Source organism: Natrialba sp. PRR66, from assembly GCF_034808065.1.
Classification (GTDB): Archaea; Halobacteriota; Halobacteria; order Halobacteriales; family Natrialbaceae; genus Natrialba; species Natrialba aegyptia.
In genome coordinates this window covers 761621-784721 of sequence record NZ_JAXHGN010000001.1, presented here as the reverse complement: position 1 = coordinate 784721, position 23101 = coordinate 761621, and the positions used below count along the sequence as shown (strand labels likewise).

20 protein-coding genes and 1 tRNA gene are annotated in these 23101 nt (G+C 63.4%); 8 read left to right on the top strand and 13 right to left on the bottom strand.

The genetic code is table 11. The features are described 5' to 3' along the window. The first annotated feature begins 15 nt into the window (after positions 1 to 15). Positions 16 to 783 (top strand): 3-oxoacyl-ACP reductase family protein, encoded by a 768-nt coding sequence (locus SM755_RS03695; RefSeq protein ID WP_323171494.1) that lies wholly within the window; start codon positions 16 to 18, stop codon positions 781 to 783. 348 nt (positions 784 to 1131) lie between these two features. On the opposite strand, the gene SM755_RS03690 is transcribed toward SM755_RS03695, so the two are convergent. Together SM755_RS03690 and tatA are read right to left on the bottom strand one after the other, a co-directional pair. After that, a tRNA-Arg gene (locus tag SM755_RS03690) sits at positions 1132 to 1204 on the bottom strand. 12 nt (positions 1205 to 1216) lie between these two features. Further along, the gene (gene tatA, locus SM755_RS03685) at positions 1217 to 1525 is read right to left on the bottom strand and encodes a twin-arginine translocase TatA/TatE family subunit (protein WP_323171493.1); all 309 of its coding nucleotides are present in this window, start codon (positions 1523 to 1525) and stop codon (positions 1217 to 1219) included. A 327-nt stretch (positions 1526 to 1852) separates the two neighbouring features. Here tatA and SM755_RS03680 point away from each other — a divergent pair, with 327 nt between their 5' ends. Further along, positions 1853 to 2332, top strand: coding sequence for a redoxin domain-containing protein (locus tag SM755_RS03680; protein WP_323171492.1), 480 nt, complete (start codon positions 1853 to 1855; stop codon positions 2330 to 2332). Between the two features lie 64 nt (positions 2333 to 2396). After that, positions 2397 to 3212, top strand: a complete 816-nt coding sequence (locus tag SM755_RS03675; RefSeq protein ID WP_323171491.1) for an HD domain-containing protein — start codon at positions 2397 to 2399, stop codon at positions 3210 to 3212. Positions 3213 to 3266: 54 nt separating this feature from the next. Here the strand turns inward: SM755_RS03675 and SM755_RS03670 are convergent, their stop codons facing one another. After that, positions 3267 to 3491 (bottom strand): helix-turn-helix domain-containing protein, encoded by a 225-nt coding sequence (locus tag SM755_RS03670; RefSeq protein WP_006109584.1) that lies wholly within the window; start codon positions 3489 to 3491, stop codon positions 3267 to 3269. A gap of 153 nt (positions 3492 to 3644) precedes the next feature. On the opposite strand from SM755_RS03670, the gene SM755_RS03665 reads away from it, so the two are divergent. Next, entirely contained in the window at positions 3645 to 3839 is a 195-nt protein-coding gene (locus SM755_RS03665) for a DUF1427 family protein (protein ID WP_323171490.1), read from the top strand. Positions 3840 to 3873: 34 nt separating this feature from the next. Here SM755_RS03665 and SM755_RS03660 read toward each other — a convergent pair whose 3' ends face one another. The 6 genes from SM755_RS03660 to SM755_RS03635 form a co-directional block, all read right to left on the bottom strand. After that, positions 3874 to 5178 carry a 5'-deoxyadenosine deaminase gene (locus tag SM755_RS03660; protein WP_323171489.1) on the bottom strand — a complete coding sequence of 435 codons (1305 nt, stop codon included), beginning with the start codon at positions 5176 to 5178 and terminating at the stop codon, positions 3874 to 3876. A 131-nt stretch (positions 5179 to 5309) separates the two neighbouring features. Further along, positions 5310 to 7142, bottom strand: coding sequence for an FAD-binding protein (locus SM755_RS03655; protein ID WP_323171488.1), 1833 nt, complete (start codon positions 7140 to 7142; stop codon positions 5310 to 5312). Between the two features lies 1 nt (position 7143). Beyond that, positions 7144 to 8022: a succinate dehydrogenase/fumarate reductase iron-sulfur subunit gene (locus SM755_RS03650; protein ID WP_006664118.1), complete on the bottom strand. Its 879-nt coding sequence runs from the start codon at positions 8020 to 8022 to the stop codon at positions 7144 to 7146. Between the two features lies 1 nt (position 8023). After that, positions 8024 to 8389: a succinate dehydrogenase subunit D gene (locus tag SM755_RS03645; protein ID WP_006664119.1), complete on the bottom strand. Its 366-nt coding sequence runs from the start codon at positions 8387 to 8389 to the stop codon at positions 8024 to 8026. Further along, positions 8389 to 8820, bottom strand: a complete 432-nt coding sequence (sdhC, locus tag SM755_RS03640; RefSeq protein ID WP_006664120.1) for a succinate dehydrogenase, cytochrome b556 subunit — start codon at positions 8818 to 8820, stop codon at positions 8389 to 8391. Before sdhC ends, SM755_RS03645 begins: the two co-directional genes overlap by 1 nt. A 142-nt stretch (positions 8821 to 8962) precedes the next feature. After that, on the bottom strand, positions 8963 to 10105 hold the full coding sequence (locus SM755_RS03635) for a succinylglutamate desuccinylase/aspartoacylase family protein (RefSeq protein WP_323171487.1): 1143 nt from the start codon (positions 10103 to 10105) through the stop codon (positions 8963 to 8965). A 109-nt stretch (positions 10106 to 10214) separates the two neighbouring features. Between SM755_RS03635 and SM755_RS03630 the strand changes: the two genes are divergently transcribed. The 4 genes from SM755_RS03630 to katG all read left to right on the top strand — a co-directional run bounded on the left by SM755_RS03630 (position 10215) and on the right by katG (position 16776). Further along, entirely contained in the window at positions 10215 to 10964 is a 750-nt protein-coding gene (locus SM755_RS03630; protein WP_323171486.1) for a GNAT family N-acetyltransferase, read from the top strand. Positions 10965 to 11287: 323 nt separating this feature from the next. Further along, entirely contained in the window at positions 11288 to 12763 is a 1476-nt protein-coding gene (locus tag SM755_RS03625; protein WP_323171485.1) for a flippase, read from the top strand. 179 nt (positions 12764 to 12942) lie between these two features. Continuing rightward, a complete protein-coding gene (locus SM755_RS03620) occupies positions 12943 to 14286 on the top strand; it encodes a RimK family alpha-L-glutamate ligase (RefSeq protein ID WP_323171484.1) in 1344 nt (447 codons plus the stop codon). 306 nt (positions 14287 to 14592) lie between these two features. Next, a complete protein-coding gene (gene katG, locus SM755_RS03615) occupies positions 14593 to 16776 on the top strand; it encodes a catalase/peroxidase HPI (protein WP_323171483.1) in 2184 nt (727 codons plus the stop codon). 124 nt (positions 16777 to 16900) lie between these two features. Here katG and SM755_RS03610 read toward each other — a convergent pair whose 3' ends face one another. The 4 genes from SM755_RS03610 to SM755_RS03595 all read right to left on the bottom strand — a co-directional run bounded on the left by SM755_RS03610 (position 16901) and on the right by SM755_RS03595 (position 23057). Next, positions 16901 to 18637, bottom strand: coding sequence for a hypothetical protein (locus SM755_RS03610; protein ID WP_323171482.1), 1737 nt, complete (start codon positions 18635 to 18637; stop codon positions 16901 to 16903). 254 nt (positions 18638 to 18891) lie between these two features. Continuing rightward, a complete protein-coding gene (locus tag SM755_RS03605) occupies positions 18892 to 19521 on the bottom strand; it encodes a DNA-3-methyladenine glycosylase 2 family protein (RefSeq protein WP_323171481.1) in 630 nt (209 codons plus the stop codon). Between the two features lie 84 nt (positions 19522 to 19605). Next, positions 19606 to 22182, bottom strand: coding sequence for a heavy metal translocating P-type ATPase (locus SM755_RS03600; RefSeq protein ID WP_323171480.1), 2577 nt, complete (start codon positions 22180 to 22182; stop codon positions 19606 to 19608). 119 nt (positions 22183 to 22301) lie between these two features. Then, positions 22302 to 23057: a helix-turn-helix domain-containing protein gene (locus tag SM755_RS03595; protein ID WP_323171479.1), complete on the bottom strand. Its 756-nt coding sequence runs from the start codon at positions 23055 to 23057 to the stop codon at positions 22302 to 22304. Positions 23058 to 23101 lie beyond the last annotated feature (44 nt).

The following is a 23101-nucleotide window of genomic DNA, read 5'->3' as shown; positions in this document are numbered from 1 at the left end:
TACAAACGAGACCCCATGACAACCCCGTTCGACCTCGACGACACCGTCGCACTGGTTACCGGCGGGAGCCGCGGTATCGGCCGCGCCATCTCCCTCGAACTCGCAACCGCCGGCGCTGCCGTCGTCCCCGCTGCTCGCTCGACACCTGAACTCGAAGCAGTCGCTCAGGAAATCGTCGCCGATGGCGGCGACGCCCGTCCCGTCACCGCAGACGTTACCGATCCAAACGCCGTTGCGGACGCCGTCGACCGAGCCGAAGCCGAGTTCGGCGGCGTCGATGTCGTCGTCAACAACGCCGGCTTCAACCCCGACGACGCACTCGGCCGACCCGAAGACGTCTCGACAGCGGATTTCGAGCGGACGCTCGGCGTCAACCTCACTGGTGCCTACGAGGTGACAACCGCCGCAGCCCAATCCCTCCACGAAAACGACGGCGGCGCAGTCGTCAACGTCGCCAGCGTCGGCGGACTCGTCGGCCTCCCACGCCAGCATCCCTACGTCGCCTCCAAACACGGCCTGGTCGGACTCACGAAGAGCCTCGCACTCGACTGGGCCCCCGACGTCCGCGTCAACGCCGTCGCCCCCGGCTACGTCTCGACCGACCTGACCACCGAACTCGAGTCGAACGACCGCCTCCGCCAATCGATCCTCGATCGAACCCCACTCGATCGGTTCGCCGATCCGGAAGAGATCGCCGGCCCCGTCGTCTTCCTCGCGAGTTCAGCGGCGAGTTACGTCACGGGGTCGTGTCTGGCGGTCGATGGCGGATGGACCGCACGGTGAAGGACCGTTGTGTCGGCGCGAACAGTCGGAGTCGGAGTCGGAGGTGAACTCGGTTGGCCGGCTCGGCAGAGACGCCGTGAGAGCCGCTGAGCGTGGTGGTTGGGTTCGTACTCGAGACCGAGCTGTCTGTAGAATCGGCATTTCACTCGCACGGTGTGTAGTCACTTTGTAGAGACCAGGCGTGGCGGGATTCGAACCACGCTTGAGAACCTGCTCGCTAGCGCTCACAGGAACACGGGCGGGATTCGAACCGGAGCAAGACGATCACCTCCTTCGCTCGGCGCTGCGACTTGCAGGGTTCAGGAATCCCGCCATGCCGGTTCACTCGTCACTTCGTTCCTCGCTGCACGGGCGTGGCGGGATTCGAACCCACGATCAGAAGGTTAGGAACCTCCTGCCCTCTCCGCTAGGCCACACGCCCCGCAAAAGACGGTTAGTTGGTCGTGGTGTCTGTGCTGGTTTCCGTCTCCGTGTCGTCGTCTTCAGTGGTGACCGGCTCCGTGTCGACGAAATCGTCGTCCTCGTCGTCGAGGTCGCCCTCGAAGTCACCGTCGCGCATCTCTTCGAGTTCTGTTTCGACCTTCTCACGCCCCTTCTGGAACTCGCCCATGGCCTCGCCGGTCGAGCGTGCTAGTTGCGGGATCTTGTTCGCCCCGAACAGCAGAATGGCGATGAAAAGGATGATCAGTAGTTCTGGGCCCCCTGGAACAGGAGCGAACAGCGGTGCGATTTCGGCTACCATCTCTATGCGTGGCTTACCCGCTGGCAATTATAACCTTTTTGGACCTCCCAGTCCTGCAGGGACCGCCAACAGGTCACTCTCTGACGAGTTCAGCCAGCGACCACCGCCAGTATTCACAACGTGTTTTGTCCGGTGAATCGCCCGAGCAGCCGGTCGGAAGGGAACTGAGAGTCAGTGAGCAGCCCTCTACAGTCCCGTTCAGTGCTGTACTGGCGAGAAAGCGGATGATCCACACGAACGGTCTCTCACTGAACTCGTCACAATCCGCCACGCAGGTTCGGTCCGCGAACGAAACTGTCTTTCCTGCCTGTACGTAAGGTGGTGACGATGCCAGCAACTGGTGATGCCGCACCCGACTTTACCGCACCGCTCGCAAACGGCGATGTTGACGAGTTCAGTCTCTCGGCTAAACTCGACGAGGAGGCACCGATCGTCCTTGCGTTCTTCCCCGGTGCGTTCACGGGCGTCTGCACCGAGGAGATGTGTACGTTCCAGGATCGGCTCGCTGCCTTCGATGACCTCGACGCGTCGGTTTACGGAGTCAGCCGTGACTCGCCGTTTGCGCTTAACGAGTTCCGCGCGCAGAACGACCTCGAGTTCGGCCTGATCAGTGACTTCAACAAGGAGATCATCGACGAGTACGGTATCGAGATGGACTTCGACGACCTTGGCGTCTACGGCGTCGCCAAGCGCTCGGTGTTCGTGGTCGATGCAGACGGCGAAATTACGTATTCCTGGGTCAGCGACGATCCGGGCGTCGAACCGGAATACGCGGAGGTCGAGGCGGCTGTCGAGGACGTCGCCTAAGCGCATCGTCACCGAATCGGCAACCGGCGTAGCGCTTTTTTAGCCTGCAACCGACGTGGATGGTATGAGCGATACTGCTGGTGACGAGAATGGAAGTCGTGTCTACGTTCCCGAGAGCGAGCACAACTTTCCCGACGAGAAACTGAATGCCGTCCTCGAACGCATCGAAGAGGACGAGGAGATCCAGACGTATCTCGAGGCCCAGAACGTCAACGCCGTCGATCGGATGCGCTACAACGATCACGGTCGGAAGCACATCGAGATCGTTCGCAATCGCGCGCTCTGTCTGTACGACCTCCTCAAAGCGGGCAACGTCGACTTCAACGGCGCACGCCAGCAAGGACTCGCCGAGGCGGACGAATCGGTGATCATCGCTCTCGCGGCGACGCTGCACGACATCGGCCACGTGGTCCATCGGGACGAACACGTCTACTACTCGATCCCGCTCGCTGCCGACATTCTCGACCGGATCCTCCCCGAGTTCTACGAACTCGCCGAACAGGTCCGCATGAAAGGGGAAATTCTGCACGCGATCCTCTGTCACCACACGGCCGAGACGCCGCTGACGACCGAGGCCGGCATCATCCGCGTCGCCGACGCGCTGGACATGGAAAGCGGCCGCTCGCGCATCCCCTACGAACACGGCGGTCGCGGGATCAACACGCTCTCGAGTCAGGCGATCAGCCGCGTTTCGCTCTACGAAGGCGAAACCAGTCCGGTGATGGTCGAAATCGCGATGACCAACGCCGCTGGCGTCTATCAGGTGGACAACCTCCTCAAGGCGAAACTCCGCGACTCGGGGCTGGAGGACGAGATCCGTATCGTCGCGGTCAACACGAACGAGAACCACGACCAGTTGGTCGAGCGGATCGAACTCTAGACGCTTCCCCGATCGCATCAGCGACCGGTTTCCTCCCACTGCCAGTTATAGCCGTCAACAGAGCCGATATTGGCCCTCATCCCGTTCGACGTAGCCGCGCTTGCGAAGCGTTCGGATGATCGAAAGAACGGTTCCCTTGTTGATACTCAATGCCGCACAGAGGTCGTCGGCCGTCGATCCTGGCCAGACGTGCAAATAGAGATAGACGACTTTCGCCTGGGCCGAATCGAACTCGTCCGGGATCGAGACATCTGCCGTCGGTCGTTCGCTGAGTTGCATACTACACCATCCCTTGTTCGACGATATTAAAATTGAGTATCGTCGTTCGTCGAAATCCGTAGGACGAGAACAGGACCTGTTGCGTCAACGAAGAAAGCGATGGGCCGAACGCAAGCCAGCGTGTTTTTGTCGCTTTCCGCGTTCTCTCCCGGTATGAGCAGTCAACTCGTCGTTCTGGGACTGCTTACCGGTACACTCACCGGCGCGTTCTTCGCACTGATCGACGTACCGATTCCGGCCCCGCCCGAACTCCCCGGTCTCGTGGGCATCGTCGGAATCTCTCTCGGCTACAACGTCGTTACCGCAACCGCCCTCAGCCTCGGCGTTCTCGACTCGATCGAGTTCTGACGCTAGTTCACGTCGACTGTCGAACGACTATTCGTCACGCGGTGACATCCATCTCGGCAGCGAACTCGCGGGCGCGACTCCTGATCGCGTCAGCGTCGGCAACGAGCACCTCGCCGTCCTGCATGAGGACCTCCCCATCGACCATCGTGAACTGCACGTCGTCTCCGTGAGCGGCGAACGTGAGGTGTGAGAGGACGTCGTGAAGCGGGGTCGCGCGGGTAATGTCCGTCTCGAGACCGACGATGTCCGCCTTCCAGCCCTCGCGGAGTTTCCCGACGCGGTCGAAGCCAGCCGCCCGAGCGCCGTTGACCGTCGCCATCTCGAACACCGTCGTGGCCGGCAGCGCTTCGGAGTCAAGGTGGTCGACCTTCTGGAGCAAACTGGCCTGTCGCATCTCCGTGAACGGATCGAGCGTGTTGTTACACGGCGGCCCGTCGTTCCCCAGCGCGACGTTGATCCCGCGGTCCAGGTAGTCGAGCACCGGCGCGATTCCGCTCGCGAGTTTCATATTCGACGACGGACAGTAGGTGACGTTGGTCCCCGTCTCCGCGAGCACCTCGCGTTCTTCCTCGTCGGTCCAGACGCAGTGGGCGAGCACAACATCCTCCCCGGTCAGCCCGACCTCGTCGAGCCAGTGGATATTTCGCTTGCCGGTTTCGTCCTCGACGGTTTCGATCTCGCCGCGATTCTCGCTCGCGTGCGTGTGGATCGTCACCCCCTCGTAGGCGTCCGCGAGTTCTCTCGCGCCGCGGAGACACGCCTCGGTACAGCTCACGGCAAATCGGGGCGTCACGGCGTACTGAATGCGGCCGTCGTCGACGCCGTGATACCGCTGAATGAGCCGTTCGCTCTCCTCGAGTGCCGCGTCGGTGTCTTCGAGCAGGCCGGCCGGTGAATCCTTGTCCATCAGTACCTTCCCGAGCCGTCCGCGGATACCGAACTCGCGGGCGGCCTCGAAGGCTTCGTCGGCGTGGGCGACGGAGAGGTGGTCAATGCAGGTCGTCGTCCCGCTCTCGATCAGTTCGAGATACCCCAGTTCGGCGGCGGCGCGCATCCCGTCGGCCGAGAGGGAGGCCTCCATCGGGAGGACGTACTCGGAGAGCCATTCGAGCAGTTCGGTGTCGTCGGCGATGCCGCGACCGAGACTCTGGACGGAGTGAACGTGTCCGCCCACTGTGCCTGGCACGAGCACGTCACAGGCGCGGTGCTCGTGGTCCGGATATTGGTCGCGACACGTCGAACGGTCTCCAACGGCAACGATGATATCGTCCTCGACGACGACGGCACCGTCCGGAATCACGGTGTCGGCGTCGGCGACGACGGTCCCCGACAGCAACATACCGGCCCAGGATAGCCTGGCGGGTGCCTTAGCTCTGGTGGTTGGTGGGTGTCGAGAACGGGAGAACGGGAGAACGGAACACGGGGAACCGAGTTCGAAGAATCGACCGCGAGCAGAACCGCAGAGAGGCGTCAGTAACTGCGCTCTTTCGGCTCGTAGGTCTTGTCCTGCCCCTCGAGAATGACCGGGCGGTAGAAGATATCGGGCGCACCGTCGTCCCAGGAGACGAGCGTGTGTTTGAGCCAGTTCTCGTCGTCGCGGATCTGGTTCTCCTGTCGCCAGTGTGCGCCGCGGAACTCGTTTCGCACGAGTGCGCCGAGTGCGATCGTCTCGGCGACATCGATCAGGTTGCGCGTCTCGATCGTGTGCTGGAGGTCGGTGTTGAACGTCCGCGATGGATCGTCGACGTAGACGTTCTGGTACTCCTCGCGGCACTCGCGGATGATCTTCAGCGCTTTCTTGATGCCGTCTTCGGTCCGGAAGACGTTGACGTAGTCGGTCATCGCTTTCTGGAGCTTTGCGCGAATCTCGGCGTGCTGGACGCCCTCGTCGCGCTCCATCAGGCGATCGACGCGCTCGCGCTCGCATTCGACGGCGCGCTCGAGCGTTCCCGTCTCGGCCGCGACGCCACCGTCGGCAACGGCGTCGGACGAATCGAGTCCGGCCGCACCGGGAGCGACCGGTAACTCGGTATCGTCTTCGTCCTCGACGTCGTCGCCGTAGCCGGTCCGAATCTCGGGTTCGCCGAGGTCCTCGCCGGCGGCGTGACGGCCTGCGCGCTTGCCGAAGACGATGAGTTCGGGCAACGCATTCCCGCCCAGTCGATTCCCGCCGTGGACGGAGACGCAGGCGCACTCGCCGGCCGCGTAGAGGCCGTTGACGCAGGTCTGGCCGTTCTCGTCGACCTCAATGCCGCCCATCGCATAGTGCTGGCCGGGCTTGACCGGCATCGGCTCGACGAGGCCGTCGACGCCCTCGAAGTCCTCCGCGAGGTGCAGGATGTTCTCGAGTCGGTCCATGATGCGCTCTTCGCCCAGGTGGCGCATGTCGAGGTGGACGTACTCGTCCTCGATCCCCCGCCCCTCGTTGACCTCGGTGAGTTCGGCGCGGGCGACGACGTCGCGGCTGGCGAGTTCACCGGAGTTGTTCGCGTAGCCGTACTCGAACATGAACCGCTCGCCCTCGTTGTTGTAGAGGATACCGCCCTCACCGCGGACACCCTCGGAGATGAGGACGCCGGTCGACGGGAGCGAGGTCGGGTGGAACTGGATGAACTCCATGTCCTCGAGCGGCGCGCCCGCGCGATAGGCCATCGCGTGGCCGTCGCCGGTACAGGAGACGGCGTTGGTGGTGTGATCGAAGGCCTGGCCGGGGCCGCCGGTCGCGAGGATGACGCCCTGGTTGGCCTTGAATCCCTCCACGGTTCCGGACTGCACGTCGTAGGCGACGACGCCCTCGCACTGGCGGTCGTTGGGATCGTCCTCGTCGGTCGTCGCCAGGTTCATCACGTACCACTCGTCGTAGACCTGGATACCGCGTTTGACGACCTGCTCGTACATCGTGTGCAGCAGGTGGTGTCCGGTCTCCGCGCCGGCGTAGGTGGTACGAGGGTACGAGAGGCCGCCGAACGGGCGCTGGGAGACGCGGCCGTCGTCCTCGCGGGAGAAGGGCATGCCCCAGTGTTCGAGCGTGATGGTGTCTTCGGGAGCATCCTGAGCGAGGGTCTCGACCGCCGGCGCGTCGGCCAGGTAGTCCGAGCCCTTCATCGTGTCGTAGGCGTGGAGTTCCCAGTCGTCGCCCTCCTGAAGTGCGGCGTTGATCCCCCCTTCCGCCGCGCCGGTGTGGCTGCGGACCGGGTGGAGTTTCGAGACGATCGCCGTGTCGGCTCCTGCCTCGTTCGCTGCGATCGCGGCTCGGAGGCCGGCGCCGCCAGCGCCGACCACGATGACGTCGTGTTCGTACATGTTACCAGAACTTCAGGTTCTTCTTGACTGCCTCCCGCTTGAGCTCCTGAATGTGCTCGGTCAGCGGGATGTCCTTCGGACACACATCGGTACAGGAGAACTGGGTCTGACACCGCCAGACGCCGTGTTCCTGCTCTAGGATGCGGAGTCGGTGCTCCTTGACGTCCTCGGGTTCGCGGTCGTCCATCGCGAACTTGTAGGCCTTGTTGATCGCTGCCGGCCCGAGGTACTCGTTGTCGCCCGCGGCGATATTACACGAGGACATACACGCGCCACACCAGATACACCGCGTAGACATCTTGACCTTCTCGCGGTTCTCGCGGGACTGGCGCTGTTCTTCCAGATCGCTCGAGTCGGGCGTGTCGTCGTTCTGGAAGTAGGGTTCGACGGCGTGCATCTGGTCGTAGAAGTGGTCCATGTCGACGACCAGGTCCTTGACGACCTCCTGGTGGGGCAGCGGTTCGATGCGAACCGGCTGCTGCAGGTCCGAAATCTGGGTCTTACAACCCAGTCGCTGCTTGCCGTTGACGAAGAAGGCGTCGGATCCGCAGACCGCCTGCCGACAGGAGTGACGGAACGTCAGCGACGAGTCGAACTCGTCGCGGGCGTACATAACCGCGTCGAGGACGGTCATCCCCTTCTCGAAGGGGACGTGGAAGTCGTCGAAGCGAGGTTCCTGCTTGTCGGCGACCTCCGGATCGTACCGGAAGACCTTGAGGTGGACCGTCTCGCCCTCGACCTCGGTCTCCTTTTCGGCCTGGTCCTCGACCATGCCCTCCTGTTTTTCCCGGAGTCGCCGCTGCTGGGGCGACTCGGTGCCTTTCATCTCCGGATCCTGTGGCGATTCCTGACTCTCCGGCTCTTGTTGCTGGGTACTCATGTTAGATCATCTCCGCCATGACGAGCGCAACGTAGGTTCCCTGTGCGACGAGCGCGAGTCCTGCGAGGCTAAGCACTGCGAGCACAACCTTCTTTGGGGTGCCGCTCAGCCCCTGGTTGACGAGGGCGTTGTAGACGCCGTTGACGCCGTGGAAGGCACCGGCGACGAGGAACAGGACCATCGTCAGGAAGTAGCCGATGTGGTCCATGCGCTGCTGTGTTCCCATGAAAGTGACTTCGGCGGCGTGGTTGACGAAGTGCAAGAGGAAGAAGTGGAACGCGAGCACGACGATCAGAAACGCCGCCGTGACGCGCTGGAGGAACCACGCCGTGCCGCCGGGCGTGAACGAAGAATATCGTTCCGCCATCAGAGACCCACCCCCGAGAGGAAGGTCGGCACGCTCGCAACGGTGATGGCGCCCGTCAGAACGAGCGAGGCGTAGAAACTCTTATCCTGTGCAGTGAGACCGATACCGAGATCGACCATCAGGAGTCGGATTCCGTTCAAGATATGGAAGACGGCGACCGCCAGCAGTCCAACCTCGAGTATGCGAACGATAAAGAGCCCCTCGAGGCCCTGAATTGTCCCGGTGTATGCGTTGACCTGTTCTCCGGCAAGCATCATCGTTTCTCCGTTCGCCGCTGCGATGGCGCTGCTCAGCACGGCGATGTGGGTGAAGAGATAGCCGATAAGCATCCACCCGGTGAACTTGTGGAAGATCCACGCCCACATGCCGGCCGAGAACTCCTTCCAGCGACCGAAGTCCTCGATGAGGCCGCGATTGTAAGACTGACTCATACGCTCATGTGGACGGTTAGACCGCGGGGGTATAGAAGTTACTTTTATCGCTCTCATTGCCTCTTCGTCCCGTCTCCGTTTCTACCAGCCATCCGAATTCACTCGCACCCGAGTTCACCTCTCGAACGGTCGTGAATCTCGACTATCGCAGCTCCGACCGCGACCGCTCGGTCCGCTGTTCGCGCTCTAATGCCGTGCGCGTGTCGCGTTCGAGGCCGACGAGGTGACAGAGCGGGTTGCCGGGATACACGACCGGGTTCTCGAGGACGCCGACGATGAGCCCGGTGAACGGGGCCTCGACGGCGACGATATCGTCCTCCTCCTTGAACGGGTTGGTGATCGTACAGATCACGTCGCCCTCTTCGACCAACGCGCCGCGTCCGTGTTTCATGTCGACGATTCCGCCCGCATCCGCGCGCAGCCACGTCTTCTCGTCGTCATCGGTGATAACGACCCGCCAGCCGGGCCAGTGAACCGCGGACTCGCGATGACAGCCGAACTCGGCGAGGACGCTTGCGACGCCGGTCAGAGCGCGATCGATCAGGCGGCGTTGAAACCGGTGGGCCTCCCCCATCTCGACGGTAATGGTCGGGATGCCGGCCTCGGTCGCCTCGCGGCGGAGCGTTCCGGACGGGCCGTCGCCGCCGATGATGACGTTCGAACTGAACGCGTTCGCGAGTCGGACGACCGTTGGGTTATCCAGGTCCGCTCGGACGTGAAGCATGTTCGTTCGCCCGCGAGTGGATGTATGAAAGTCGATCCCCAGGTCACAGGGTTCGATGAAGTTCGTAAAGATCTGGTGTGCCATTCGGCGGGCGCTCGTCGACCCCTCGCGGCCGGGAAACGACCGGTTGAGGTCCCGGTCGTAGATCGGCAGATATCGCTCCTGGGCGAGAAAGCCCGGGACGTTCAGCACGGGCAGGCAAACCAGCGTTCCGTGTAACTCCGAATGATCCCAGTCGTGGGCAACCTCGCGGACGACCTCGATTCCGTTGAGTTCGTCCCCGTGGGCCGCAGCGGAGAGACAGACCGTCGGCCCCGGTTTCGCCCCGTTGATGATCGTCACCGGAATCCTGATCGGATCTCCGAGATACGTCTCGCTGATTCCATAGCGGATGTTCGCCGATTCGCCGGGATCGACTCGGCCACCGTTGTATGTGAACGCCTCATCGCTCTCAGCCGCAGTGCCATCTCCACCCGTCGCCCCCGACGAGTTCAGCTCCGTGTCCGTGCCGGTGTCCGTGTCCGCGTTCGACGAGCCATCGGCCGGCGTGTCACCTCCCATGGGCGTTTCTCGACCGGCAGTGACGTGAATCTTCGTCCCTGCTGTCTTCGGGGTAGACACTGTTCAAGCCGGGGCATACGTTTTATACGAGGTCATGATACACTCGCGCATGGAACTGCGCGAAGCAACTATCGACGATGTCGAGACGATTCGATCGATCGCACGTGATTCACTGCACTCGACGTATACCGACTTTCTCGACAGCGAGACGATCGATGACGCCATCGACCAGTGGTACAGTGACGGCTTCGCCGACGAACTCGAGAGCGACGATGCGGTCGTCCTCGTGGTCGAACGCGACGACGAACTCGTCGGCTACTCCCAGAGCGACCTCGTCGGCCAGCAGTACGGCACCGGGCGGATCCTCTGGCTCCACATCGACCCGGATGCGCGCGGCAGCGGCACCGGCGTCCGCCTGCTCGTCCGCACTCGCGAGAAACTGCTCGATTCGGGGGCCGATCAGATCGAGTGTTTCGTCCTCGCGGACAACGAGGGCGGCAACGAGTTCTACCGGGAACACGGGTTCGAACAGGCCGGCCAGCGCGAGGTCGACATCGGCGAGGAGACGTTCACCGAGAACGTCTACGTCGAACAAGATCTTGGCGACGAGGGGTGGGGAACCGTCGACGAACTCGATATCGACGGGACGACGGTCTACGTCAACTACGGCGAGGCGGCCCGCGGATCGCAGTCACCGTTCTACGTCGCCTACGAGGACCAGGAGCGGACGACGCAGTACGGCTGGTTCTGCGGGAACTGCGATTCGCTCGAAAACGCAATGGACGCGATGGGTCGGATCGAGTGTAACGTCTGCGGGAATCGGCGGAAGGCGACGCGCTGGGACGCGTCGTATCTGTGATCGCCAGCGGTCGTAATCCGTGATCAGAGTGCGGTGAACTCGACCGCAGGAGAACTCGTGATGGAAGGGGAACTCGCGGTGGATCGTTCGGGTTGGGGGCCGAACTACTGATCGCGAGTTCGTCGCGCTGGTCTCTTTCCCGGTCGGTACGCCGAGCCTACTCCTGTTGGCTGTGCATTACAATTGGCCCTTCTCGCATTCGGACACGCAGTGCGTACTCGGCTGTGGTCGCGCCACTGCAACCGGTTCGTCCGTCTCGCTCGACCACTCGACGCAGCCTCTCGCCTACTGCACATCGGGAGTACCGGACCAGTTCCCACGCTATGACCTCAGAGACACAGAATCACATCGTCCGCGGATTCAAGGCAACGCTCGTCGCTCGGGCCATCTATATGGTCTCGAGCGCCCTGCTGATGTTCGTTCTCGCCCGGTTTCTGCTCGATCCGGACGGCTACGGCGCGCTCTACTGGGTGATCGGTATCCTCGCCGTCATCCAACTGTTCGCCGACATCGGACTCGGCAAGTCGAGCGCTCGATACATCTCCGAATACAGCGAGCGAGACCCCGGTCAGATCCCCCACCTCCTCCGGACGACGATCATCGCCAAACTGTGTGTCGTCAGCGTCGTCGCGCTCGTCCTCCTACTGGTCTACGACGATCTCGCCGCCGTTCTCGGCAATCCCGGCGTCGCCTCGTTTCTCGCTATCGGCGCGCTCTACATCGTGGTGAACTCGTTTAACGCCTTCTCGCAGGTCGCGTTCCAGGGATTCAACGCCCTGGGCTATAGCGCTGCGATTCAGGCGATCGCCGGCGTCGCCCGGTTCGCCTTCGTCATCGCGCTCGTCCTCGCAGGCTTCGGCGCGCTCGGCGCGCTCTTCGGTTACGTCATCGGCTATACGATCGCCGCCGCGGTCGGGATAACCATCCTCTACGAACGGTTTTACCGCACGTACGAGCCGGCCGACGAGTTCGAGCCCGGTCTGTCGCGTCGCCTCCTCAAGTACAGCGTTCCGCTGACGGCGACGCGGAGCGCCAACGTCATCGACAAGCAAATCGACACGGTACTGGTCGGGGCGCTCCTGACGCCGACCGCGGTCGCCTTCTATACGCTCGGCAAGCAGATCACGGATTTCGTCCTCGCACCCGCGGAGGCGCTCGGCTTTACGATTTCGCCGAACTTCGGGGAACAGAAGGCCGCGGATCAACTCGAACAGGCCCGGCAGATCTACGAAACCTCGCTCGTACAGACGATGCTCCTGTACGTGCCGGCCGCAGCCGGTCTCGTGATCGTCGCCGAACCGTTTGTCAGAATGGTTTTCGGTCCCGACTACGCCGGTGCTGTTCCCGTTTTGCAGGTCCTCGCCGGGTTCGTCGTTCTGCAGGCGGTTACGAACCTGACCAGCGACAGTCTCGACTACCTTGGTCGCGCACGCGCTCGTGCCATCGCGAAGGGCGGCACCTCGGCCGCCAACTTCGGCCTCAACCTCCTGCTCATCCCGATGCTCGGCGTCGTCGGGGCCGCAATTGCAACCGTCATCACCCACACGGTCTACGTCGCGGTGAATCTCTACATCGTCCACGCCGAACTCTCGTTGCGCCTCGATCATCTCGGGCGGTCGATGGGTCTGATCTGTCTCATCACCGGCGTGATGGCGGTCGCCGTCTTGCTCGTCACGCCGATGGTGTCGAACCTCGTGATGCTCGGTGGCGCAGTTGCACTCGGTGCGGCCACGTGGGCCGTTCTCGCCGTCGTGAGCGGCCTCGTCGATCCGCGCGAGGTCCGTGCAGCGATCCGGTGATACTACGGTCTGCTGTAACGATTTACCGGTGCAACCGCGCCCGTCCTGCGGTTGCGCCGGAAATGACTTACCGCAGTCCGTAACGGCGACGTGATACAGCGGGTAGTCACGCCCGCACGACACTCTCACTGCGAACAGCGCCAGCCAATACTTTTCCCGTCCGTCGATGTGGAAGTGGTATGGCCGTTGCCGATCCCGTCACCGTCGGGGTACTGAGTCTTCACACGAGCAAGGAGACGAAAGCAATACTCAACGCCGTCGATAAACTCGGACACAATACCGAGTGGCTCCGCCACGAAAACACCTCGATCAGCGTCACGGATGGTCGCGTCGACCTCGAACCCGCCGTCGATGTCATCGCCAACCGGATGCTCCTTTCAAACACCGAACAACCCGCCGAAGAACTCGGTCTCGCGAACACGTTCGCCCAGGTCGTCCCGATGCTCAACGACCCGGCGACGGTGCTCACTGCAATGCACAAACTCTCGACGGCGACGGCACTCGCAACGGCTGCTGTGCAGGTCCCCAACGTCGTCCTCGCCCTCAGCAGCGACCAACTGAACGCGGTCCGCGACCGATACGGCGACGAAGCGGTCTATAAGACGGCGATCGGCACCCACGGCGGCGGCACCTGGAAAGTCGGCCCCGGCGATCCAGTAAACGCCAAAGTCGGCAACCGCTATGCGTTCCTCCAGGAACTCATCGACCGCGACGACCGACGCCACCGCGACGTACGCATCTACGTCGTCGACGGCACGATTATCGGGGCGATGTACCGCTACGCGCCCGACAACGATTGGCGGACGAACGTCGCCCTCGGGGGCACCGTCGAAGACGCAACCGACGACCTCCCCGATCCCGCACGACGACTCGCCACCCGTGCCGCGGACGCCATCGGCCTCGACTACGCCGGCGTCGACCTCGTCGAAAGCGACGACGGCTGGTACGTCCTCGAAGTAAACCCGACGGCCGGCTTCAAAGGCCTCTACGAAGCCACCCGGATCAGCCCCGCCCCCTACATCGCCAAACTCGCCATCGAACACGCCGGCGGCACCGTCGACCAGGACCGCGTCGACGAACTCGCGACTGAACTCGACGACTCCCAGCCGGGTGCACAACCGATCAGGCAAACGCAACCCGAAACGGAGCCGACAGTGATCGGCTACACCGAGGAAGTTATTCTCTCGGGAACGAGCGGGTCGACGGGGGTCCTGGCGAAATCGGACACGGGCGCGACCAGAACGAGTATCGACACCGGCCTCGCAGCCGAGATCGGAGCCGGGCCGATCAAGTCGATTACGCGGGTCAAATCCGGCAGCAGTAAGACCGCGCGTAGCCGTCCGGTCGTCGACGTCGTCGTTGGCGTCGGTGGGAACCAACACACCGTGACAGCGAGCGTCGAAGATCGGGACCACATGGATTACCCGGTCTTACTCGGACGGGACATTCTCTCGCACTACCGCGTCGACGTCGGTCGGCGTGCAGACCGCGACGCGGATGATCTTCCGGAGGAAGAAGAGTAGACGAGCGGCTGCCCGACCCGAGAATCCTCGTTTCGATTTCGAGAATTATCTCGGGAGAAACCGGAATCAACAGTTGCGTTTGCCACACCGATCGTTCCCTCGAAGCGATCGCGGGAGGTATCTTGGTTTTCAAATAGCCGATCGTATCGACGGTCATCTAGTACCGGTCTCAACGGTTGTGTCGAAGAGACACCGCGACTATATCACTGATAAAAATTCCCGCGTTCAGAAGATTGCTTGGGTCGTAGCGAAGACATCATACCGGATTAGGAAATCTTAATAGGCGAACGCAGCAATTGCACACTGATGACGAAGTCAATCCAAGACTGGTGGCCAAACCGGTTGAACGTGGATCTCCTCGATCAGAACGTCCCCGCATCCAACCCGATGGATGAGGACTTCGACTACGCCGAGGAGTTCGAAAAACTCGACCTCGACGAAGTAAAGGCCGACCTCGAGGACGTTATGACGACGTCGCAGGACTGGTGGCCGGCGGACTACGGCCACTACGGCCCACTCTTTATCCGGATGGCATGGCACAGCGCCGGCACGTACCGCACCAGCGACGGCCGCGGCGGCGCAGCCGGCGGTCGACAGCGCTTTGCGCCCCTCAACAGCTGGCCCGACAACGCGAACCTCGATAAGGCGCGCCGACTGCTCTGGCCCGTCAAGCAAAAGTACGGCCGCAAGCTCTCGTGGGGCGATCTGATCGTTCTGGCCGGGAACGTCGCCCTCGAATCGATGGGCTTCGAAACGTTTGGCTTCGCCGGCGGGCGCGAGGACGAATACCGACCCGACGAAGCCGTCGACTGGGGGCCCGAGGACGAGTGGGAAGGGTCCGACCGCTTCGACGAGAACGGCGAACTCGAAGGGACGCTCGCCGCCACCGTGATGGGGCTTATCTACGTGAATCCGGAAGGCCCGGACAGCGAGCCGGATCCGGAGAAGTCGGCGGAACGGATTCGAGAGTCGTTCGGCCTGATGGCGATGAGCGACGAGGAGACGGCCGCGCTCATCGCCGGCGGCCACACCTTCGGGAAAGTCCACGGTGCCGCCGACCCCGACGAACACGTCGGCCCCGAGCCCGAAGCGGCTCCTATCGATCAGCAGGGACTCGGCTGGGAGAGCAGCCACGGCTCCGGCAAGGGGTCCGACGCGATCACCAGCGGGATCGAGGGCCCGTGGAATACCACACCAACCCAGTGGGACATGGGTTACATCAACACCCTGCTCGAGTACAAGTGGTGGCCCGAGAAGGGGCCCGGCGGTGCCTGGCAGTGGACCACGCAGAACGGTGAACTCGACGAAGCCGCACCGGGTGCCGAAGATCCGTCGGAGAAAGAAGACGTCATGATGCTGACGACGGACATCGCACTCAAGCGCGATCCCGACTACCGGGAGATTCTCGAGCGCTTCCAGGAGAATCCCGACGAGTTCCGTGAGCAATTCGCGAAGGCCTGGTACAAGCTGATCCACCGCGATATGGGTCCGGCAGAGCGATTCCTCGGCCCGGAAGTGCCGGACGAGGAACTACTGTGGCAGGATCCGATCCCCGACGCCGACTACGACCTGATCGGCGACGAGGAGATCAGCGAGCTCAAAGAAGAGATCCTTACGTCGGATCTCTCGATTTCCCAGCTGGTCAAGACCGCCTGGGCGTCGATGTCGACGTACCGCGACAGCGACAAGCGCGGCGGCGCGAACGGGGCTCGCATCCGTCTCGAACCGCAGAAGAACTGGGAGGTAAACGAACCGGACCAGCTGGAGACGGTGCTTTCGACCTACGAAGCGATTCGGGAAGAGTTCAACGGCTCGCGGTCCGACGACGTGCGGGTCTCGCTGGCCGATCTGATCGTGCTGGGTGGGAACGCGGCCGTCGAACGTGCTGCGGCGGACGCCGGCTACGACGTGGAGATTCCGTTCGAACCGGGTCGGACCGACGCCACGCAGGAACAGACCGACGTCGAGTCCTTCGAGGCGCTCAAACCCGAAGCCGACGGGTTCCGGAACTATTACTCGGACGAGGCCGACCGGTCGCAGGAGGAACTGCTGATCGACAAGGCGGACCTCCTGGATCTGACGGCACCCGAGATGACGGTGCTGGTCGGCGGCATGCGCGCACTGAACGCGACCTACCAGGACTCCGAGCTCGGCGTCCTCACCGACCAGCCGGAGACGTTGACCAACGACTTCTTCGTGAACCTGCTCGACATGGATTACGAGTGGGAAGCGTCCGACGACTCCCAAGACATCATGGGTTGGGAGGCGACTGCCGACTCCGAGACCGGCCAGGTCTTCGACCTGTGCGACCGCGAGACGGGCGATGTCGAGTGGACGGCTACCCGCGCGGATCTCGTCTTCGGTTCGAACGCTCGGCTCCGATCCATTGCGGATGTCTACGCCTCCGACGGCTCGGAGGAGAAATTCGTGCGTGACTTCGCAGACACGTGGAGCAAAGTGATGATGCTCGATCGCTTCGACCTCGAGTAACCCCTCCCTGAAGTCGAGCGTCACACGGCCGCCACTCGAGATTTCCGGCGACGCTGACCTGCTCGGGGACGCCACTTGCAGTCTCCGAACGGACTCGAATACCCGTTCTCTCAGCGCGTGCCCTTCATTCGCTTCTGACGACCACCTCGTCCTCTCTTACCGCCGTTATCTGTGCCGGTTCGACCGGATACTCGTCGTCACTGTGACCGCCCCAGTTGAGCCGGGCCCGCAGCCGGTCCGTAAGCCCCGGCTTCGGATCGACGTACGCGGTCCCCTCCTCGACCGTCGAAATAATTCCGATCTGGTTCCCCGCCTCGTCGACGACATTCTTTCCTTGATCCGAAGCCGAAATCGATACCGTCGCATCCGGGTCTACGGTCGGGGTCTCCGACTCGGGCACTGACTCCGACTCCGACTCTCCCGGCGACTTCGACTCCGGCTCTGCACCCATTTCGGATTTTTCAGTTCCGTCTCGCGTTTCGTCCATCTCACCCGCACCCGTTTCCATCTCGTCACCGGCCGCCGACCCCGTTCCGGCCTCCGCCGAAGCCGATTCCGCACCGGCTCCACTCGGTTCAGCCATCTCCGCCCCTTCGCCGGCAGCAGTCTCCTCGTTACCGGCCGTTCCGGTCTCCAGCGCTTCCGTCTGATCGCTCCCGCCGGACTCCATCTCCGACGTCTCCATCCCCCCGGGTTCTGCTTCTGCGCCCATTTCTCCTGTCGCACCCTCGCCCGACTCGGCATCTCCCGTCGCTCCGGCCGGCGAACGCATCTCCTCCGCCGCCATCGTCTCGTACTCCTCGCTGTCGATGATCTCCCCCTCGAGAACCGTGCTGCTGACGAGTTCAGAATCGAGGATGTCGCTGTCCTCGAGCGCAAAGCGCATCACGAGTCGTTCGTCGATTTCGTCTTCGACGGTGCGACGCTCGATGAGGTCGCTCCGAACGGTATCGCCCTCGCCGCGCTTGCTCTCGATGACTTCCTGTTCGACGACAGCAGCGGGGTCGGCGTCCGTCCGGACGATGTCGCTCTCGAGAATCGATTCCTGGACGCGCTCGAAGGCATCGTCCGTCTCGATCTCGTCTCGAGTGAGCGCGTCGTTGTGGTCGATATCGACGTCGACGACGCGGCTTTCGACCGCGTAGCGCTCGATTTCCTCGACCGTTTCGAGGCGGGCCTCGTCGGTCGTGACCTCGACGAGCGACTCGTCGATGAACTCGATATCGACGGCCTCCCGGTCGAGGAGTTCGGAATCGACGACGCGGCGTTCGAGGAGTTCCGAGTCAACAATCTCACTCTCGAGTGTGTCGCGTTCGACGATGTCGCGCTCGATTCGCTGCGTTTCGACGAGTTCAGTTGTGACGCGCTCGCCCTGTCGGAGTTGGTCCTCGAGTTCGCTCTCGCCGAGCTCGACGCGATCGAAGGCCCGGGTTCGGTCGACGAGTTCGAAGGTGCCGAGCGAGGGATTGTCGGCGTCCGGTTGCGCATCGGCTTCGTCTTCGACGTCGGTTTCGGCCGTGTCCGTCGCGCCGTGGCCGCGGTCTTTTGCTGCGGGCTCTGTGGCCTCGTAGACGAACACCAGATCCTCGTTACCGAACGTCTCGCTGAACTCGTCCCAGGACTGCGCTTCGTGGTGGTCCTCGAGGTCGTTTCGACGGACGAACGTGTAGTCGTGGCTGCTACCGCTGCCTTCGCCGCCGTACGAGACGGGAACGGCGTCGCGGGACTCGGCCCACTCCCGGATTCGGTCGGGGTCGGTAGTCATTCGACGGTGGGCGCGCCGCCGGTGAGTCCCCGAGTTCTCGGTCGGCTTCGCGCTCGCGTTCGTGTTCGACGAACTGCCGGGTGGGTCCTCGGACATAGTCAACCTTGCAATCGGACCGTACTTCAGTCGGCGGGGCCGTCTCTTCGACTCAGTTCTCGGTTTCCATCCCTGAATCAGTACTCGTATCGTGTCGGCACCGGACGCAAAATCGTAATAACGGATTGCGAACTCGTCCCGACTTCGATGACAGTCATCGGCTGCGAGGATCGACGCGGACAGTGATCGATTACCGGCACTGAAACCGATGACCGTACCGCTCGACAGGTGCTCGCCTGGCTGGTGGCCGTCGGTTAGCCGTCGGCGTTGACCAGGTCGGTAACGTCGATACTCGATTCCGCCTCGTACTCGGCCCAGATATACCGCGTCGCCGCGCTCCGATAGGGCCGCCACGATTCGGCGATCTCGCGCATCTCGTCCCGCGTCAACTCCGCGCCGTCGCCGTAGAGTTCGTCGATCCCGCGGCGGACGGCGAGGTCGCCGAGCGGCAGGATGTCGGGCCGTTCCAGCACGAACAGGAGGTACATCCGAGCCGTCCACGCACCGATCCCCGTGATCTCGGTGAGTTGGTCGACGACCGCCGCGTTACTGAACTCGGCCAGGCCCTCGCGAGTGTAGTCGTTCTCCTGAAAGGCCTGGGCAGCGTTTTGCAGATACGAGACTTTGCTGCGGGAGAGACCGGCGTCGCGCAACGGCTCCTCTTCGGCCGTAAGCACTGCTTCGGGGGTGAGTTCGCCGCCGAAGTGATCGAAGACGCGCTCGCGGACGGCAGCCGCGCTCGCGGTCGAGAGTTGCTGGTTGATGATCGAAATGCAGAGGCGTTCGTACTCGGTCCAATCGGGTTCGACGTAGGGATCGTGCGTTTCGATCAGCCGGTTCATGACCGGGTCCCGGCGCAGCACGGATTCGGCCTCGTCCATCATACGGGATACTGTAAGAGGTGTTCGAGAAGGAAAGCGCTCCCGGTTTCGGCGACCGAACCGAGTGAGATCGTCGCGCGTCAGGCGTCAGTTCGACTCGGGAGAGTTCGGACCGGTGTCGGCGGCCGGCGTCTCCGGCTCCACGTTTGCGAGCCGCATCGCGTTGCCGGTCACGCCGAGACTCATGCCCATGTCGCCGATGATGACCGCGTGAATAACCGTCACGAGTCCGATCGGAGCACCGATCGCGAGCACGGCTTTCACCGCCAGACTCGCCCAGATGTTCTGTCGGATGACGCCGGTGGCCGTCTTCGAGAGATCGAAGAGATACGGCAGCCGGGTGAGGTCGTCACCCATCAACGCCACGTCGGCGGTTTCGAGGGCCGTGTCCGTCCCCGCTGCGCCCATCGCGATCCCGACGCTCGCGGTGGCCATCGCGGGCGCATCGTTGATCCCGTCGCCGACCATCGCGACGCGAGCCTCGTCGCTCTCGCTTTCGAGTTGCTCGATCCACGCGAGTTTCTCATCGGGAAGCAACTCCGCGTGGAACTCGTCGATACCGACCTGCTCGGCGATGGCGCGGGCCGTCCCCTCGTTGTCGCCGGTGAGCATCACGACGCGAACGTCCTGCTCTTGGAGCCGCGAGACGGCCCATTCGGCGTCCGGTCGAACGCGATCCGCGACGGCGATGACGCCGAGCGGGTCGTCTTCGGTCCCGACGACGACGACCGTCTTGCCGTCTCGCTCCAGTTTCGGAACGATGTCCTCGAGCACGTCGAGACACCCCTCGCGCTCACACTGCGAGCGGTCGGGCGCGTCGACGACCGCGACGCCGCCGTCGGTCGTCGCGTGGACGTGCTCGAGATCCGCGAGTCCGTCGAAGAGGTCCGGCTTTCCGACGTAGTGCGTGTCGCCGTCGAGTTCGGCGCGGACGCCCTTGCCGGTCAGGGCCTCGAAGTTCGAGACGCCGGCGTCGCGGCCGTCGATTCCCTGCTCGTCGGCGTAGCCGACGATGGACCGGCCGACGGGGTGTTCGCTCCGCCGTTCCACGGCGCTGGCGCGGCGGAGGACGTCCGCCTCGGTGGCACCCTCGAGCGGGATCACGTCGGTGACGGAGAGATCGCCAGTGGTCAGCGTGCCGGTCTTGTCGACGGCGAGTACGTCGCTCTCGCCGGTGGTTTCGAGATGGCGACCGCCCTTGATCAGGACGCCGTTGCGAGCGGCGCTCGTGATGCCCGAGACGACGCTGACGGGCGTGGAGATGACGAACGCGCAGGGGCAGGCGATGACCAGCAGCGTGAGCCCGCGCAGGAACCAGGTGTTCCACGAGGCACCGGCGAGCAGCGGCGGCAGCGTCGCGACGGCGAGCGCGAATACGACGACGAGCGGCGTGTAGACACTCGCAAAGCGATCGACGAACTGCTCGCGTTTCGTCTGGTCGCGCTCGGCGTCCTCGACGGTCCGGACGATGCGGGCGATGGTGGAGTCGTCTGCCTCGCTCTCGACTTCGACTTCGAGATAGCCGGATTCGGGGATCGTCCCACCGAAGACTTCGTCGCCCTCGCGCTTGTCGGCGGGCACGCTCTCGCCCGTGATCGGGGCTTGATCGACCGCACTCTGGCCCTCGATGACAACGCCGTCGGCGGGGATCTTCTCGCCGGGCCGAACGACGACCACGTCGCCGATCGCGAGTTCGTCGGCGGAAACGGTCTCCGTCGAGCCGTCGTCGCGGCGGACGGTCGCGGTGTCGGGGGAGAGGTCCATCAGTTCGCGCAGCGAGTTCCGGGCGCGGTCCATCGAGAAGCGTTCGAGGAGCTCCGCGACCGAGAACAGGACCGCGAGCATCGCCCCTTCGAAGGGGTGGTGTGCGGCCACGCTGGCGACGATGCCGACGCCCATCAGGAAGTCGATATCCAGGCTCCGGTTGCGGATCGAATAAACGGCGTTCCGGAGAACCGGCGCGCCGGCGATCGCGGCGGCCATGATGAACAGAAGCTGCGAGAGCGCGTAGGGTCTGCCGGCGACGGTTCCGAGGGTGGGATCGGCGGCCGGGACGACGAAGGAGAGACCGATACCGACGGCTGCGATGGCCCCGCCGATCGCCGTGCCGATGGCGCGGCGGCTCCGCCAGATCGAGTCATCGTCGCCGAACCCGATCTCGTCGTCGCCGTCCATCGGCGTCGCCTCGTAGCCCGCCGAGCCGACCGCGTCGACGACCGTGTCGGCGCTCGTCTCGTCGTCGACCGCGACCGTCACGCGGCCCGAGGTGGGCTGTGTCTCGATCTCGTCAACGCCGTCGAGAGCCGCGAGCGCGTTCTCGACCTTGTTCGCACACGACGCACAGTCCATCTCGGGTACCGACAGCGAGAGGTCAGCCGCTCCCCCGTCGCTGCCCTCGTCCGCAATCTGATAGCCGGCTGCCCGCACGCGGTCCCGAATCTCGGACTCGCTCGTCCGCGCCGGATCGTACCGGACAAGCAGACGACCGCTCGTTACCCGTGGGTCGATGTCGTCGATGCCGTCGAGTCGCTCGACGCTCTTCGTCACCTTGCCGGCACAGGAGGGACAGTCCATCTCGGGGACCCGCACCTCGAGCGTTTGATCGGTCCCTGATTGTTCTGAATCCGATGAATCGGGCGGCACACTCGGTGGTGAATCTCTCATTACGTCCTCCTACTTTCCCCACCAGTATACGGATTATTTGGCGTGCGCCAAACCAGGGATCGGGGTGCGACAATTTTCGAGTTCTCGAGTCCGCGAGCCCCTGAGTTCCCGAGTTCAATTCACAACCCCGCCGCCAGTTCGATCGTTTCCATCTCGCCGACGAACGTCGACGCAAGCGTCGCCTCCGCCCGCCGAAGCCGATAGGAGAGCGTCGACCGCGGGACGTCCAGTCGGTCAGCGAGTTCCGAGAGGTCGATCTGGCGTGGCGTCTCGTAGTAGCCGTACTCGACCGCCGCCTGCAACGCCGCCTGCTGCTCCTCGGGGAGTGCGTCGGCCGGATTGACCGCCGCCTCGACGGCGTTTCGCTCTGGATCGAGTTCGGTCAGGCGCAGCATCTCGATGCCCGTACACTCGCCGACCTCCTCGCCGAGCGCGTCGAAGAACTCGTGGATCGGCGCGTCGCTTCCGAGGACGATCCGCCAGCGGTAGCGACGGCCCTCGCGGTAGGTCTCGAAGAGCAGCCCCTCGCCCAGATATTCGAGGGCTACGTGGGGGACCGACGTGCAGACTTCGGTTCGCTCCCAGTAGGTGTAGACGACGAGCGTATCGCTCGATCGATCGAGGACCTGCACCTCACAATCCGCCCCGCAGTGGTCCTTGACGAGACAGTCCGCGAAGTAGTCGGCCGTCTCGTAGGCGCGTTCGAGTTCGGCGAGCGCCGCGTCGGGTCCGCTCGCGAGGTCGACTCGCCAGAGGCTATCGGCGCTGACGTGACACGACAGCGAGCGGACCGACATCTCGGGGTAGTCCGCGAGCACGTCGGCGACCGGGTTGGTTCCCGGTTCGTACTCCAGTGCAAAGACGAACTCTCTCATTGTCGGCACTAGGGGTTCACGCGACAAATGGTTTCCCGCTTGAT